This is a genomic window from Prosthecobacter sp., from assembly GCF_020439865.1.
Classification (GTDB): Bacteria; Verrucomicrobiota; Verrucomicrobiia; order Verrucomicrobiales; family Verrucomicrobiaceae; genus Prosthecobacter.
Genome location: NZ_JAGRPF010000191.1, coordinates 1 through 13,513, shown reverse-complemented (window position 1 = coordinate 13,513; position 13,513 = coordinate 1). Strand labels below are relative to the sequence as shown.

Below are 13,513 nucleotides of genomic sequence, written 5' to 3'. Positions count from 1 at the left end.
ACTCGCCGGCGGAGAGCTGGCCGGTGACGCGCTTCTGAAGGTGCGAGATTTCGAGCAGATCCATCAGCTCGGCGATTTTCTGCTTCGGGTTCGGCACGCCGTAGATCCGCGCGAAGACGCTGAGGTTCTGCCACACGAGCAGGTTGCCGGGAAGAGCGGTGTAAGCGGAGGAAAAGTTCGCGCGGCGCAGAATCTCAATGCGGTTCGCCTGCAGCGGCATGCCGAAGGCGTTCAACTCGCCCGAAGTAGGCAGCGTGAGGCCGAGCAGGCAGTTCATCGCGGTCGTTTTGCCAGCGCCGTTCGCACCGAGCAGGCCGAGCACCTCGCCGCGATGCAGCTTGAAGCTGAAGCGGTCGAGCGCTTTGACGCCGTCGAATTCACGCGTGAGTTCGCGGGCCTCGAGGATCACTTCGCGGGTGTCGGGAGAGGACATGCGGCTTCAGAGATACCCGTCGATGGGCAGTTTGCCGTTCGAGGCGCAGATGAACATGGTGCCGGGCTTCGTCGTGCTCGGTTTGAGCATCACCTTGCCGCCGCCTTCTTCGACCATGAGCTGCCCGGCGGCGATGTCCCACAAACTGATCTGCTCCTCGACATAAGCGTCGAGACGACCGCAGGCGATGTAGGCCATGGCGAGCGCGGCGCTGCCGAGCATGCGTGTCTTGCGCACCTCGTAGGCGATGCGCTTGTAGCGGGCGAAGCCGAGGTCGAGCGCTTCCTTGCTCTTCGAGAAACCAACCGTGACGACAGCCTCGGCCATCTCAGCACGATCACTCACGCTGACGGTTTTGCCGTTGAGCATCGGCTTTTCGCCGCGCACGACGGTCCATGTTTCGTTCTGGTTGGGATCAAAGATGACACCGATAAGCAACTCCTTCGACTCGCGCTTTCTCGCGGCGATGGAGACGCAGTAGTGCGGGATGCCGAAAAAGAAATTCACCGTGCCGTCGATTGGATCGACGATCCATTCGACATCGCCGTTTCCGCCGGTTTCGCCGCCTTCCTCACCGAGGATCGCGTGATCGGGGAAGCGGGCGAGGATCATGTCGGTGATGAGCTTCTGGCTGCGCACGTCGAGCTCGAGCTTGATGTCGTGGCGCTGCATTTCGTTCACCGTGAGCTCGGAGCCGAAGTTTTCTTTGATCATCTTGCCCGCGGCGTGGGCGGCTTCGGTGGCGGTGGCGAGGAGTTCTTTCACTTCGGGTCGTTGGGGGCTGAGAGCTGGGTGATGTGCGCGATCAATACGCGTGCGAGGGCGGTTTTGGACTGCCTGGGGAGAGCAATCGTCCGGCCGCCGGGGAGGCAGAGGGTGACTTCGTTTTCCGCACTGTCAAACCCGATGCCCGCCTGCGACACATCGTTCGCAACGATCATGTCACATCCTTTGCGCTCCAGCTTCTCCTGCGCGTGGGCGATGAGGTTCTCGGTTTCCGCCGCAAAGCCGACGAGAAAGCCCTGAAAGCCGAGTTGGGACCGCGCCGAGCCGAGGATGTCCTCCGTGCGTTCGAGTTCGAGCGTGAGCTTGTCGGCCGTCTTCTTCATCTTCTGCGCCGCAAAGTGCACGGGCCGGTAATCCGCCACCGCTGCGCTGAAAATGGCCGCATCGCAGCCGCTGAGGTAGATCTGCACCGCGTCGAACATCTCGCGTGCGGTTTCGACATGGACGAACTGTACTCCTTCCGGCGCGGAAATCGTCACCGGACCGGAAATGAGCACGACTTCGTGCCCTGCCTCGCAAGCGGCCTCGGCCAGCGCATAACCCATACGACCCGAGGAGCGATTCGAGAGGAACCGCACCGGATCAATCGGCTCGCGCGTCGGGCCGGCGGTGATGAGGAGGCGCATGGCCGAACGTCCAGAGTCAGGGGACGGCGGTCAAGGAGTTGTCAGCCGCCAGGAACCGTCATCTGCTTGCCGTTGTCTTTCGGACCGAGCTTTATGAAGAATGGAACGGCACGCTTCGCCCAGTCGTCGGCATCGGGAAAGCCGCCCGCGCTGCCGCCAAAGGTGCTGCGAAGCATGTCGGTGTCGATGATGCCGGGATTCATCGGGATCACGGCCACTTTGCCGCCCGTGTCCTGTGCCGTCGCCATGCTGAGACCCTCAATGGCGTATTTGGTCGCACAGTACGGCGCCACGTCCTCCGCGGTGCAGCGGCCCCAGCCGGAGGAGAAGTTCACGATCACGCCGCTGCCGCGTTTCAGCATCGCAGGCAGCAGATGGCGCATCATCGCTGCAGGACCTTTGATGTTGATGTCGATGATGCGGCTGAAGTCTTCCGCACTCGTCTCCCACAGCGGGGCGTTCGGATTGATGATGGCTGCGTTGTTCAGAACCAAGTCCGGCGGGCCGAACTGCTTGAGGATCGCCGCGCAGAATGCCGCGACGTTACTTTCGCTGGAGACATCACAGGCTTGAAACAAATGCGGTGCCGGGAATTGACGGCTCAATTCGGCAACCTTCTTCTCATTGCGACCGCAACCGGCAATCTGCCAGCCAGCCTTGACGAAAAGCGGAACCATCGCGCGGCCAAGTCCGCGCGTGCTGCCAGTGATGACGACGGTTTTCATGTGGCGGCGGCTTTTTCGACCTCATCCCACGGAATCTCGGACAGTTCGGCGTTTGGATTGCGGCGCTCGAAGTAGTTGATGGCCCACTGATCGCTGAAGAAGACGACCCAGCGTTCTTCACTGTCTTGGGCGGTTGTGACGCCGCCGGGGATGTCGAAGTCTTCGATGGCGCCGCCGTCTTTCGTGCGGACCCAGCGGAGAACGGTGTAAGGGGCGTTTTCGAGGCGGCTCTGGGCGTTGTATTCGCTCTCGAGGCGGAACTGCACGACTTCGAACTGCAGCGGACCGACGGCGCCGAGCAAGGGCACGCGCTGACCGGCATGGGGCTGGATGAACTGCTGCACGACGCCTTCGCTGAGGAGCTGCTCCAACCCGTCGCGGAAGCGCTTGTAGTGTGCGGTGCTGGGGTTGTGCAGGTAGGCGAAGACTTCGGGCGCGAAGCGTGGGATTTCGTCGAACTTAAGCTTCGGATCGCTGGAAAGAGTGTCACCGATGCCGAAACCGTAATTGCCGACGATGCCCACGACGTCGCCCGCGTAGGATTCGTTCACGGTCTCGCGGTCCTGTGCGAAGAGCTTTTGTGAATTGGCAAGACGCACTAGCTTGCCGGTGCGGGTGTGGATGGCCTGCATGTCGCGCTCAAACTTGCCGCTGACGATGCGGATGAAGCTCATGCGGTCGCGATGACGCGGGTCCATGTTGGCCTGAATCTTGAAGACAAAACCGGAGAAGCCTTCGCTTGCCGGCTCAATGATCCTTCCGTCGGCAGACATGCGCGGTGCGGGCGGCGGCGCGAGTTCGAGGAATCCGTCGAGGAGGAGTTGCACGCCAAAGTTGTTGCTCGCACTGCCGAAGAAGACGGGCGTGAGTTCACCGCGGTCGATCTTTTTCCGGTCATAGGCGTGGCCGGCGCCTTCGAGCATTTCGATCTCCATCTTGGCCTGCTCCAGCGCGTCGCTGGCGATGTGGCTGGCGACGAACTCGTCGTCGAGGCCGGCCACTTTTTCCGGTGCGCGATAGGCCCCGTGCGCGGTGCGTTCAAAGAGATGCACGTCCTTCTTGATGCGGTCGTAGACGCCGCGGAACTGCTGACCGAGGCCCAGCGGCCAGTTGATGGCACAGGCACCGATGCCGAGCACGGTTTCCAATTCATCAAGCAAGGTCAGCGGCTCACGCGCGGGGCGGTCGAGCTTGTTCATGAAGGTGAAAATGGGAACGCCACGGCGGCGGCAGACTTCGAAGAGCTTGCGCGTCTGCGCCTCGATGCCCTTACCTGCATCGACGACCATGATGGCGGCATCGACGGCCGTGAGCACGCGGTAGGTGTCTTCCGAGAAGTCCTTGTGACCCGGGGTGTCGAGCAGGTTCACGATGCTGTCCTTGTACTCAAACTGCAGCACGGTGGAGCTGACGGAAATGCCGCGCTGCTTTTCCAGCTCCATCCAGTCGGAGGTGGTCGCACGCTGGTTTTTGCGGGCGGTCACGGAACCCGCGAGCGCGACGGCACCGCCGTAAAGCAGCAGCTTTTCAGTGAGCGTCGTTTTACCGGCGTCCGGATGCGAAATGATCGCGAACGAGCGACGGCGGGCGATTTGGGCTTCGTGGGGCATGGGGGCTGTGTCCATGCCTCAAGGGGAAGGCGGTTTCAAACGGCGAATTCCCGAATGACGAAGGAAGTCAGGCCGGGTAGTTCACACGAACGAGGTACAAACCGCAGGCGGGGGCGGTTTGATTGCTCTGCATGCCGGTGGGATCGGCGAGCAGGCTGGCGAACCATTCCTTCGGCTCACGGCCGCGGGCGACGTGCATGAGGCTGCCGACGATGAGACGTACCATTTTGTAGAGGAAGCCGTCACCTTCGAACTCGAATTCGAGCACGTCGCCGTCTTCGCGGAGCTCCGCGCGGTGGATCGTGCGAGTGGTCTTCTCCGTGCGCTGACGGCGCTCGGTCTCCGGCATGTCGCCACGGTTGGCGGAAAGACGGACGAAGTTGTGCGTTCCGACGAGTTTCTCGCAGCACCAGCGCACCGCATCGATGTCGAGCGGGCCATAAACGTGCCATGCGCGATCTGCCTCGAAAGGCGACATCATGCGCGGGCGCCAGATGCGATAGCGGTAGGTCTTGCCGATGGCGTCAAAGCGGGCGTGAAAGCTCGGATCCGCGTCTTCCACATTCGAAACACGAATGGTCAGCGGCAGGCAGGCATTGAGTGTGTGCGCCCAGGCTTCTCCACTCATGCGCACGGTCTCAGGCACGTCGCAGTGTGCGGTCTGCGCCAGTGCATGCACGCCCGCATCGGTACGGCCGCTGCCCTGCACGCGGGTCTCGATGCGCGTGGCCTTGCGGATGGCGGCATTGAGTTCATCGGTGATCGTGCGACCACCTTCGAGGCTCTGCCAGCCGCGCCACGGCGTGCCGCAGTAGGCGATGGTGAAGCGCAGGCGTTTGAAGCCGAGCTCGGGGCCGCGGTGTTTGCCTGCCTTACTTTCGACGTCGCTTAGGCTCATCGGTCCATGGGAGTTCGTAGGCATCGTCAGGCAGCAGAAAGCCTGCGGGGCCGCGCTGCTGGTTCAAATACTCCTGCAGGATGACGACGGCGGCGAGTTGATCGACGATCTCATTGCGCTCCTTTTTGCCGGTGATGCCGGCGCGTGACAGCGATGCCTCGGCTTCCACGGAGGAGAGGCGCTCGTCGACGAATTCGATGGGCGTCGAGTGATGCAGTTCCTTGCCCAGACTGGTGGCGAATTTCTCCACACGCTCCGCGGCGCTGCCTCTCTCACCGCTCATGCGGAACGGCATGCCGATGACGATTTTGCCGATGTGCTTTTCCTTCACGATACGCGCAATGGTACGCTCGGGCTCGTGATTCGCATCGATCGTCTTGAAGGGACTCGCGACGATCTCGGTCTCGTCACTGAGGGCGAGACCGATGCGCACGGTGCCGTGATCAATGGCGAGGATGCGCGGCATGAGAGATAACCTCAGCGCAGCTCGGCTGGCAGGCCGTCCACGAGTTTCTTGATGCTCTCCGCCTTGCTGCGGCTGGCGACGAGCAGGCCGTCCTTGGCGGCAACGACAATGAGATCCTGCACTCCAAGCAGCGCAACATGCTGATTTGTCTGCGTGAAGACGAGGTTGTTCACCGCGTCCTGCTGCGAAAATGCGCAGTTGTGCTGGTTGCCATCCTCGTCCGATGTGAGATAGCGGCCCACGCTGGTCCAGTTACCGACATCATCCCAGTCGAAGGTGGCCTCGATGTTGAGCACGCGGGAGGCGCGCTCCATCAGCGCATAGTCGATGGAAAGTTTCGGCAGCTTGCCGAACTGTTTTGCCACGGTGGCGCTGAAATCCTTCGAACCACGGAGTTCGGAGATAAAATCCGCCAGCACCGGGCAATGGCGGCTGAGTTCGCTGAAGATGGCAGGGATGGTCCAGATGAACATGCCCGCATTCCAAAGGAAATTGCCCTGGCTGATGAAATGTTCGGCGAGGTCAGGGTTCGGCTTTTCACGAAAACGAACGACCTCCCAAACAGGCAGGTCATCCAGCCCGCCGATGCTCGCGCGCCGGCCACGTTCGACATAACCATAGCTCGGGCAGGGCCATGTCGGTTTGATTCCAACCGTGACAAGGCTCCCGCTGTTTTCAGCCGCGAGAGCCGCGTTCGACAGCACGCGTTGAAACTCGGCCTGATTCTTGATCAAATGATCGGCCGGCAACACAATCATGGTGGCCGTGGGCTCACGAGCAACGACCCAGCCGACTGCCAGTGCGATGGCAGGACCTGTGTCACGCTTCTCCGGCTCGGCGACGATGTTCTCCTTCGGCAGGTCCTTCAGGATCTCCCGCACAGCAGCCTCCTGCTGCGAGTTGGTAAGGATCAGGATGTTTTCCTTGGGCACAAAGCCTTCGAGACGATCGACGGTGAGCTCGAGCAGCGTCTTTTCACCGAAGAGCTTCAGCAACTGCTTGGGCCGTGTGTCGCGACTGATCGGCCAGAAGCGCTGGCCACTGCCTCCGGCAAGAATGAGCGCGAAACGTTTTTTGGATGCTGCTTGGGTCATGTGCGAGGGCGTATTGAACGCGCTTTCATTAGCCGGAAAGAAGGAGGCGGGCAAATTCCTCTTTGGTGATTCTCTTGAAGAGGCTATGCTGACGCATGCAAGAGAAAACCCCTGCTCCTGGTTACGAAACGTATGCCTCACTCATCGCCCCGGCCGCCGCCGGCTGTGCGCTGGGGATTCTTTTTGGCAGGGGAATGCGTCGTGGTTCGTCCAACGTCATCGCCCTGACGCTGCTCGCCGCCAGCGCTGCGATCGCCGCGCCGGTCATCACGGAACTGGTGCAGCGCACGGCGAACCGCCCAGGCAGCGAACGCGGCAGCCGACGCCGGCTGGAGGGCATCCGCAGCCACGGCATGCCTGACGCCGAGACAAGCGAGTTTTATGCGGACACGCCTGAAACGTTTGTGGCGAAAACCCGCTAAGGTTGCACCGCCGGTAAAAATAACCGGTGCCGGGATGGTGTGGCTCGCTGGCGGAGAGGGAGGGATTCGAACCCTCGGTTGCCTTACGACAACGTCTGATTTCGAGTCAGGTGCCTTCAACCACTCAGCCACCTCTCCTTGACTTCAGCGAGGCCGGAGAGTACCGCGTCTGCGCTTGAATGCAAGGCGTGGCTTACAATGATGTTCCGGATTTCCAGTTGAGTTCAGGCCCTGCTGGCGATCTTGGGCCGCATTATGAAGACCCTCTGCCAGATTATTTCGGTTCTGATCGGCCTGTTTGCCGCCTTTTGCATGGTGGTCGGCATCATTCCTCTTCTGGGAGCCTTGCAGTGGCCCGTGCTCGTCTTCTGCGTGGCTGGCATCATCTTCGGTGTCTTTCCTGAACGGAAGATCGGCCTTACGATCAATATCGCTGTGGGCATCGTCGCTCTGGTGCGCCTCATTCTGGGCGGCGGGGCGCTTTGACGTCAGGCGCCTTCACCTTGCCGTGCTTCACGCTGAGATGCGGGCTATGGCGTGAGAGGAAGCGCCAGGGAAAATCCACCGCCTGGCTTATGCCGACGCGGATGTCGGTCACCACCTCATGCTTGGAGTCTGACGGGATCCGCAGGCCGCAGCCCGGTGGTCTGCCGCGTCCGGCCATGATGGTGCCGTGATGCGCTCCTTCGATTCCAAGGGCAACTGCCAGTTTGCCAGGGCCGGAACAGAGTTCGTGCAGCTTGTCGCGTTTGCGACGCCGCTGCATGACGTCGATGCCACGTTTGGGCTCCAAGGCGCGGATGAGAATAAGGCCGTCACGCGGGCCGCCTTTGACGAGCAGGTTGAAGAGCCAGTACATGCCGTAATTGAAATACACGTAGGCCGTGCCGGGCGGCTTCGATTTCACAAACTCACGCGCGCTCGGACGGGAGGCGGTGTGGCAGGCCGGATCATGCTCGACGGCGTAAGCCTCGGTCTCGATGATGATGCCGGAGCATCCGTTCCAAACGAGCTCAACGCCCACCAGATCACGCGCCACTTCGAGGACGTCCCGTTCGAAAAAATCGCGTTTCAGCCAGCTCATGGCTCACAAGCCCGTCGGATGATCCACAAACTCCCACGAAATGCCAAACTTCGCTTCGATGTGAGCGGCGAGGGCTTTCACACCAAAGGTCTCCGTGGCGTAGTGACCGCCATAGAGAACGTTGACGCCCAGTTCTTCGGCGAGCGTGTAGCTCCAATGTGGCCCCTCACCGGTGATGAAGGTGTCGATTCCCGCCTTCGCTGCTGCGGCGACTTCAGAGCCGGAACCGCCCGAGGAAATGCCGATTCTCTTCGTCGTCTGCGGACCGCCGGCACAAAGGTGAACCGGAGAACCGCCAAGCGATTTCTTGAAATTGGAAACCAAGTCCTCCAATGACATCTCGTGGTCCGCTGTCACTCCCACGTTGCTGCCTTTGTATTCCAAAAAGCCGCCGGTGGGTGTCAAACCAAGCGCCTGAGCAATCTGTGCGTTGTTGCCGAGCACAGGATGCACATCCAGCGGAAGATGGGCGCTGTAAACAGCCAGACCGCTGTCACCGCAAAGCTTGAGCTTTTGAAACACCGGACCTGTCCAGGCCTGCAGCCCGCTCCAGAACATGCCGTGGTGCACCAGAAGCAGGTCTGCACCGGCAGCGGCGGCCTTCTGCATCACCGGCAAAGTCGCATCCACCGCAGCCACGATCTTGGTGACCCTGCCGGAATGGTTTTCGAGCTGCAGACCATTGAGCGCGTTGCCGTAGTCCGCGATCTCGGCGATGCGCAGTTCAGTGTCGAGATGGGAGACGAGGTCGGAGAGATTCATGCTGGACAGTGGGTGTGGCGGTTCGGTAGCATGCGCACCATGTGCTGCTTCACTGGAAAAGTCGAGGAGGTCAAAAACACGCGCATCTTTGCACGGCTCAGGACTGACGGGCACCAAGTGCTCATTTACCAGATGTCGGTCAATGCGCCCCAGGATCTGGCGATGGTACTGCCGATTCCGATCAAGAAGGGCGGCGGGGAAAAGGCAGTGAAGTTTTTCGATTTCTCGAAGTATGAAACCTTGTTCGACGATCTGTTTGAGCTCTTTCAGGTCAAATACGGCTATGGCGCAAAAGCACCGCGTGCAGTGGCACCACCCCGGCAGTTTCTTCGTGTGGTATCGGTCGGAGCTTACGACGCAAGCTTTGTACCGACGATTGCCGACTTCAGCCGACTCGATGCGCGGTTTCGGCTACCCGAAGGCGTTTGGGCGAAACTGCCAGGCTACGCGGACTTTGGGTTCGCCGTGTTCAAATTGAAGCCTGGCAATGTGCAGGTGCATCCAATGGCGTTTTCATTTCCGACGGCGCTGGCCGACACCGTTTTTTTCCCGACGCTGCACATTCATGACGGCAAAGTTCATGCGAAAGAGCGATTTGATCACGCGCTCTACTTCCAAAGTACCGGTGCCGGGCTGGATTCAGCACGCGAAGGCTGGGAGGAATCCTCTCTTCTGCCAGCCAAGGAGGTGAAGTGTGCCGACACGCATGGCATGATCCGCCCTGACTTGCATGTGTTCCGCAGCGTGATGCGCGGGAAGTTCGACAACGGCGATGTGGTGGTAAAGCCGAGGAAGGTTTGAGCATGCCCGAAGTCACCCGTTTCGCCCCCAGCCCCACCGGATGGCTGCATCTGGGGCATGCGTATGCGGCGTTGTTTGCACACGAGCAGGCGGCAGGAGGACGGTTCTTGGTTCGTCTGGAGGACATCGACGGCACGCGGGCTCGACCGGAGTATGAAGAAGCGATCTTTGAGGATCTGGCGTGGCTGGGATTAAACTGGGAGACGCCGGTGCGGCGGCAGTCTGATCATTTTGATGATTACCGAACGGCGTTGGCCAAGCTCGAGGTGCTGGATGTTCTTTACCCGTGCTTTTGCACACGGCGCGAGATTCAGGAGGAGATCGCACGCGCAGGGAACGCTCCGCAGGGGCCGGACGGGCCTCTGTATCCGGGCACGTGCCGCAATCGCAGTGCGGATGAGCGCGCGGAACGGATCGCGGCGGGAGAGGCGTATGCGCTGAGACTGGATGTGACGAAAGCAATGGCCGGTTTGAGCGATTTGATCTGGAAAGACCGTGCGCATGGCTCCTTCAAAGCGCGACCAGCTGTGTTCGGCGATGTCGTGCTCGCGCGAAAGGACACGCCGGCGAGCTACCATCTCGCGGTCGTCGTTGACGACGCACTGCAAGGCATCACGCTCGTGACACGCGGTGAAGATCTGCTGGAGGCAACGCATCTGCACCGGCTGCTGCAGGAACTGCTCGGCCTGCCCGTGCCCGAGTGGCTTCACCATCGGCTGATCACCGATGAGGCGGGCAAACGACTGGCGAAACGCGATGACGCACGTTCCTTGCGCAGCCTGCGTTCCGCCGGGTGGACGCTGGATGAGGTGAGGGCGGCGATTCTTTAATCAGAACCCGAACAGCGGCGGCGGGACGATCTGCACTCCTCCGCCACCGAGCGGATTGCCCTTCGTCTCCTCGATCTCGGAGACCACGCCGTCCTTGAAACTCACACTCAGCGTGCCGACCTCGACTTTCACGTAGATGACGCTCTGCACGAGCTGACCGAAGCCGTTCACCGAGGTGGTGGTCTGCGGCACCCGCTCATAGATGCTGAACTCCAGCTTCTCGTCCTTGCCGTTGGCATTGATTTTCGCGGTGGTTCTGGAGGGCTTGCCCAGAGAGGTCTTCACCTCCTGGCTGGTCATGCCCAGGGCGACCTGATGGTTGCTGGTGAGCTCGGCCACCTTCTGCGTGCGCTCGTAGAGCTTTTTCAAATTGGTGGCCAGATTCGGGTCGGCAGACAACACATCCGCCTGACGGACCCATCCTGCGACGTCGCCGTGCCGAGCCCGACCACGAACGCGATAGGCCGTGTCCGACATAGCTATCAGGGTGACCAACGTTCCCGGGGCAAAGGAACCAAGCGCGCCCTGAAACTTGCTGGTGGGATACATCGGCGTCTCAATCTGCACCTTGAGGACGACCGGCTTCGGCGTCATGCCCTCCACCGAGAAAGTCCCCGGCTCCAGGTTCTGCAGGGAGGATTTGTTGCGCGATGAAGTCGACTGGGCCTGGGCGACCGGCACCGCCAGCAGAGCAGCAAGGATCAAAGAGAGCGCTTTCATGAGCATGGGCGGTGGGTTGAGACGAGAATACCCGACTCCGACGCATCCCGGCAACCTTTTGTTCGACGCGAAAACACTCCCGCGTATCCGTTCCCTCCTCAAAACCATGCCCAACGGACCCCTTTCGACCAAGCTCTTCGACCTCGCCAAGCAGTACATTCCCGGCGGGGTGAACTCCCCCGTGCGCGCCTTCCGCAACGTCGGCGGCGATCCCTTTTTCGTGAAACGCGCCAAAGGCTGCCGCATCTACGACGTCGATGACCGCTGCATGATCGACTACGTCGGCACCTGGGGCCCGGCGATCCTCGGCCATGCGCCGATCCCAGTGATCGAGGCGATCCACAACGCGGCCAAGGAAGGCGTCAGCTTCGGGATTCCGAATCTCTACGAGGTCGAAATGGCCCGCACGATCTGCGAGTGGGTGCCCAGCATCCAAAAGGTGCGCATGGTCAGCAGCGGGACGGAGGCGACGATGTCCGCCATCCGACTCGCGCGTGGATTCACCAAGCGCGACCGCCTGGTGAAGTTCGACGGCTGTTACCACGGTCACAGCGACAGCCTGCTCGTCGCCGCGGGCAGCGGAGCACTCACGCACGGCAACCCGGACAGCGCGGGCGTACCGAAGCCGTTCGCGGAACTCACCAGCGTGCTGCCTTTCAACGACGAAGCCGCGCTGGAGGAACTGTTTGAGAAACAAGGTCACGAAATCGCCTGCGTCATCGTCGAGCCCTATCCGGCGAATGCAGGCCTCATCCTGCCAAAGCCCGGCTTCCTGCAGAAGCTGCGCGACATCACGGCGAAGCACGGCGCGCTGCTCATCTTCGACGAAGTCATGACCGGCTTCCGGCTTGCTCGCGGCGGCGTGCAGGAGTTGGAGAAAATCACGCCTGATTTGACCTGCCTCGGCAAGGTCATCGGCGGCGGTTTGCCTGTCGGTGCGTTCGGCGGACGTGCGGACATCATGGATCATCTCGCACCGGTCGGGCCAGTGTATCAGGCGGGCACGCTGAGTGGCAATCCCGTCGCACTTGCTGCCGGCCTCGCACAGCTTCGCGAACTCGAAAAGAAAAACGGCTACGCGCTGCTCGAAAACCTCGGCCAGATCATGGAGGACGCCGTGCTCGAGGTGCTCAAGAAAAAGGGCCTCAACTACCGCTGGTATCGTCGCGGCAGCATGTTCTGCCTCTTCTTCACCGAGAAGGAAGTCCACAATCTCCAGGACGCGAAAACGTCCGACCTCGCCTCGTTCCGCAAGTTCTTCCACCACTGCCTCGACCACGGCGTGTACTTCGCCCCGAGCCAGTTCGAAACCGGCTTCATCAGCATGGCTCACAGCCGCGATGATCTGGAACAAACTGCCGAAGTCGCTGCCGCGGCGCTCGCTGCTCTTTAATTGATTGTCATGAGTTCTCCCCGCTTCGCCGTCGCCCAGCTCGATGAGATTCCGCCGACGCCCTGTCCCTGCGGTCAGGCGCGGCGTGCGTTCAAGGAGGACTGGAACACGCTGGCCACCGTGCATCTCACGGACATCCACGCGGACTCGAAGGCGCACTACCACGAGAAGATGACGGAGATCTACATCGTGCTCGAAGGCGAAGGTCACCTGGAGGCCGACGGCGAGATCATTCCACTCAAACCCATGACCACCGTCATGATCCGCCCCGGCTGCGTGCATCGCGCGGTCGGCAAGCTGAAGATCATCAACGTGCCCATGCCGCCGTTTGATCCGGCGGACGAGTTTGAGGTTTGAGGCTGGTCAAAACGCGGGCGGGGTGCTTCAATCAATAGCATGACTGCTGTGTTCACGGATCAGGATTCCACGCGCGTGGGCTATGCCCGCAGCATCCTTGAGTCCGCTGGCATTGCCTGTTTCATTCGCAACGAGAGCACGCAGACGCTCGGTATCAGTCTGCTTGGGTATTCCCACGCAGCCATCCTGGATCCCGCGTTGTGTGTGGTTGATGAAGAGCGCGTCGAGGAGGCGCGGGCGCTTTTGCGGGAGCATTTTGGACCCCAGGTCGAAAAGACGGAGTGGATCTGCCCGAAGTGCAATGAATCCAATCCGGCCTCGTTTGACCTTTGCTGGAACTGTCAGTCCGCCCAACCCGAATGATTCCGACCATGAACAAGCACGCTGCCTTTCTGCTGGCGGCCCTGATGCCGGCGCTCGCGATGGCCGAGGCGCCGAAGGCCAAAAAACCGGCAATGCCGGAGGGCTTTCACGAGTTGAAGATTGGCGACACCGCGCCGGACTTT

18 protein-coding genes and 1 tRNA gene are annotated in these 13,513 nt (G+C 61.0%); 7 read left to right on the top strand and 12 right to left on the bottom strand.

Translation table 11 applies throughout. The annotated features are described in order from the left end of the window. The 8 genes from KDL09_RS21465 to KDL09_RS21430 all read right to left on the bottom strand — a co-directional run. A partial coding sequence (locus tag KDL09_RS21465) for an ATP-binding cassette domain-containing protein (protein ID WP_294389677.1) occupies window positions 1–433 on the bottom strand: 433 nt, incomplete at its 3' end. Window positions 434–439: 6 nt separating this feature from the next. Continuing rightward, complete coding sequence (locus tag KDL09_RS21460; RefSeq protein WP_294389676.1) at window positions 440–1,198, bottom strand: inositol monophosphatase family protein; 759 nt, start codon at window positions 1,196–1,198, stop codon at window positions 440–442. Then, window positions 1,195–1,845 carry a phosphopantothenoylcysteine decarboxylase gene (locus tag KDL09_RS21455; RefSeq protein ID WP_294389675.1) on the bottom strand — a complete coding sequence of 217 codons (651 nt, stop codon included), beginning with the start codon at window positions 1,843–1,845 and terminating at the stop codon, window positions 1,195–1,197. The genes KDL09_RS21460 and KDL09_RS21455 overlap by 4 nt, the downstream gene beginning before the upstream one ends. A gap of 41 nt (window positions 1,846–1,886) precedes the next feature. Beyond that, window positions 1,887–2,570: an SDR family oxidoreductase gene (locus tag KDL09_RS21450; protein WP_294389674.1), complete on the bottom strand. Its 684-nt coding sequence runs from the start codon at window positions 2,568–2,570 to the stop codon at window positions 1,887–1,889. Further along, window positions 2,567–4,180 carry a peptide chain release factor 3 gene (locus KDL09_RS21445; protein WP_294389673.1) on the bottom strand — a complete coding sequence of 538 codons (1,614 nt, stop codon included), beginning with the start codon at window positions 4,178–4,180 and terminating at the stop codon, window positions 2,567–2,569. The genes KDL09_RS21450 and KDL09_RS21445 overlap by 4 nt, the downstream gene beginning before the upstream one ends. Window positions 4,181–4,247: 67 nt before the next feature. Next, window positions 4,248–5,102 carry a tRNA pseudouridine(38-40) synthase TruA gene (truA, locus tag KDL09_RS21440; protein ID WP_294389672.1) on the bottom strand — a complete coding sequence of 285 codons (855 nt, stop codon included), beginning with the start codon at window positions 5,100–5,102 and terminating at the stop codon, window positions 4,248–4,250. Further along, the gene (ruvX, locus tag KDL09_RS21435; protein ID WP_294389671.1) at window positions 5,053–5,544 is read right to left on the bottom strand and encodes a Holliday junction resolvase RuvX; all 492 of its coding nucleotides are present in this window, start codon (window positions 5,542–5,544) and stop codon (window positions 5,053–5,055) included. Before ruvX ends, truA begins: the two co-directional genes overlap by 50 nt. An 11-nt stretch (window positions 5,545–5,555) precedes the next feature. After that, window positions 5,556–6,638, bottom strand: a complete 1,083-nt coding sequence (locus KDL09_RS21430) for a sugar phosphate nucleotidyltransferase (RefSeq protein ID WP_294389670.1) — start codon at window positions 6,636–6,638, stop codon at window positions 5,556–5,558. A 95-nt stretch (window positions 6,639–6,733) separates the two neighbouring features. Here KDL09_RS21430 and KDL09_RS21425 point away from each other — a divergent pair, with 95 nt between their 5' ends. Continuing rightward, window positions 6,734–7,060, top strand: a complete 327-nt coding sequence (locus KDL09_RS21425; protein WP_294389668.1) for a hypothetical protein — start codon at window positions 6,734–6,736, stop codon at window positions 7,058–7,060. Between the two features lie 48 nt (window positions 7,061–7,108). Here KDL09_RS21425 and KDL09_RS21420 read toward each other — a convergent pair. Next, window positions 7,109–7,198: transfer RNA gene (locus KDL09_RS21420), tRNA-Ser, on the bottom strand. A 117-nt stretch (window positions 7,199–7,315) separates the two neighbouring features. Between KDL09_RS21420 and KDL09_RS21415 the strand changes: the two genes are divergently transcribed. Next, window positions 7,316–7,546: a hypothetical protein gene (locus KDL09_RS21415; protein WP_294389666.1), complete on the top strand. Its 231-nt coding sequence runs from the start codon at window positions 7,316–7,318 to the stop codon at window positions 7,544–7,546. Here KDL09_RS21415 and KDL09_RS21410 read toward each other — a convergent pair. After that, entirely contained in the window at window positions 7,521–8,144 is a 624-nt protein-coding gene (locus KDL09_RS21410; protein ID WP_294389663.1) for a DNA-3-methyladenine glycosylase, read from the bottom strand. The two genes, KDL09_RS21415 and KDL09_RS21410, sit on opposite strands and share 26 nt — an antisense overlap. A 3-nt stretch (window positions 8,145–8,147) precedes the next feature. Continuing rightward, window positions 8,148–8,906 (bottom strand): Nif3-like dinuclear metal center hexameric protein, encoded by a 759-nt coding sequence (locus KDL09_RS21405; RefSeq protein WP_294389660.1) that lies wholly within the window; start codon window positions 8,904–8,906, stop codon window positions 8,148–8,150. A 30-nt stretch (window positions 8,907–8,936) separates the two neighbouring features. Between KDL09_RS21405 and KDL09_RS21400 the strand changes: the two genes are divergently transcribed. Both KDL09_RS21400 and gluQRS read left to right on the top strand, forming a co-directional pair. Next, window positions 8,937–9,707, top strand: a complete 771-nt coding sequence (locus KDL09_RS21400; RefSeq protein WP_294389655.1) for a hypothetical protein — start codon at window positions 8,937–8,939, stop codon at window positions 9,705–9,707. A 2-nt stretch (window positions 9,708–9,709) separates the two neighbouring features. Next, window positions 9,710–10,537, top strand: a complete 828-nt coding sequence (gene gluQRS, locus KDL09_RS21395) for a tRNA glutamyl-Q(34) synthetase GluQRS (protein ID WP_294389653.1) — start codon at window positions 9,710–9,712, stop codon at window positions 10,535–10,537. On the opposite strand, the gene KDL09_RS21390 is transcribed toward gluQRS, so the two are convergent. Then, window positions 10,538–11,257 carry a hypothetical protein gene (locus KDL09_RS21390; RefSeq protein WP_294389651.1) on the bottom strand — a complete coding sequence of 240 codons (720 nt, stop codon included), beginning with the start codon at window positions 11,255–11,257 and terminating at the stop codon, window positions 10,538–10,540. Window positions 11,258–11,363: 106 nt separating this feature from the next. Here KDL09_RS21390 and hemL point away from each other — a divergent pair, with 106 nt between their 5' ends. Genes hemL through KDL09_RS21375 form a run of 3 tightly spaced genes read left to right on the top strand, consistent with a single transcriptional unit; the run spans window position 11,364 to window position 13,370 of the window. Continuing rightward, a complete protein-coding gene (gene hemL / locus KDL09_RS21385; protein WP_294389648.1) occupies window positions 11,364–12,650 on the top strand; it encodes a glutamate-1-semialdehyde 2,1-aminomutase in 1,287 nt (428 codons plus the stop codon). Between the two features lie 9 nt (window positions 12,651–12,659). Further along, window positions 12,660–13,007, top strand: coding sequence for a cupin domain-containing protein (locus KDL09_RS21380; RefSeq protein ID WP_294389646.1), 348 nt, complete (start codon window positions 12,660–12,662; stop codon window positions 13,005–13,007). Between the two features lie 39 nt (window positions 13,008–13,046). After that, on the top strand, window positions 13,047–13,370 hold the full coding sequence (locus KDL09_RS21375; RefSeq protein WP_294389642.1) for a DUF2007 domain-containing protein: 324 nt from the start codon (window positions 13,047–13,049) through the stop codon (window positions 13,368–13,370). The last annotated feature ends 143 nt before the right edge of the window (window positions 13,371–13,513 follow it).

Bases quoted from the DNA above. Each gene is read 5' to 3' on its own strand.
- KDL09_RS21455 (WP_294389675.1), bottom strand. From the start codon at position 1,845: ATGCGCCTCCTCATCACCGCCGGCCCGACGCGCGAGCCGATTGATCCG.
- KDL09_RS21450 (WP_294389674.1), bottom strand. From the start codon at position 2,570: ATGAAAACCGTCGTCATCACTGGCAGCACGCGCGGACTTGGCCGCGCG.
- KDL09_RS21445 (WP_294389673.1), bottom strand. From the start codon at position 4,180: ATGCCCCACGAAGCCCAAATCGCCCGCCGTCGCTCGTTCGCGATCATT.
- truA (WP_294389672.1), bottom strand. From the start codon at position 5,102: ATGCCTACGAACTCCCATGGACCGATGAGCCTAAGCGACGTCGAAAGT.
- ruvX (WP_294389671.1), bottom strand. From the start codon at position 5,544: ATGCCGCGCATCCTCGCCATTGATCACGGCACCGTGCGCATCGGTCTC.
- KDL09_RS21430 (WP_294389670.1), bottom strand. From the start codon at position 6,638: ATGACCCAAGCAGCATCCAAAAAACGTTTCGCGCTCATTCTTGCCGGA.
- KDL09_RS21425 (WP_294389668.1), top strand. From the start codon at position 6,734: ATGCAAGAGAAAACCCCTGCTCCTGGTTACGAAACGTATGCCTCACTC.
- KDL09_RS21415 (WP_294389666.1), top strand. From the start codon at position 7,316: ATGAAGACCCTCTGCCAGATTATTTCGGTTCTGATCGGCCTGTTTGCC.
- KDL09_RS21410 (WP_294389663.1), bottom strand. From the start codon at position 8,144: ATGAGCTGGCTGAAACGCGATTTTTTCGAACGGGACGTCCTCGAAGTG.
- KDL09_RS21405 (WP_294389660.1), bottom strand. From the start codon at position 8,906: ATGAATCTCTCCGACCTCGTCTCCCATCTCGACACTGAACTGCGCATC.
- KDL09_RS21400 (WP_294389655.1), top strand. From the start codon at position 8,937: ATGCGCACCATGTGCTGCTTCACTGGAAAAGTCGAGGAGGTCAAAAAC.
- gluQRS (WP_294389653.1), top strand. From the start codon at position 9,710: ATGCCCGAAGTCACCCGTTTCGCCCCCAGCCCCACCGGATGGCTGCAT.
- KDL09_RS21390 (WP_294389651.1), bottom strand. From the start codon at position 11,257: ATGAAAGCGCTCTCTTTGATCCTTGCTGCTCTGCTGGCGGTGCCGGTC.
- hemL (WP_294389648.1), top strand. From the start codon at position 11,364: ATGCCCAACGGACCCCTTTCGACCAAGCTCTTCGACCTCGCCAAGCAG.
- KDL09_RS21380 (WP_294389646.1), top strand. From the start codon at position 12,660: ATGAGTTCTCCCCGCTTCGCCGTCGCCCAGCTCGATGAGATTCCGCCG.
- KDL09_RS21375 (WP_294389642.1), top strand. From the start codon at position 13,047: ATGACTGCTGTGTTCACGGATCAGGATTCCACGCGCGTGGGCTATGCC.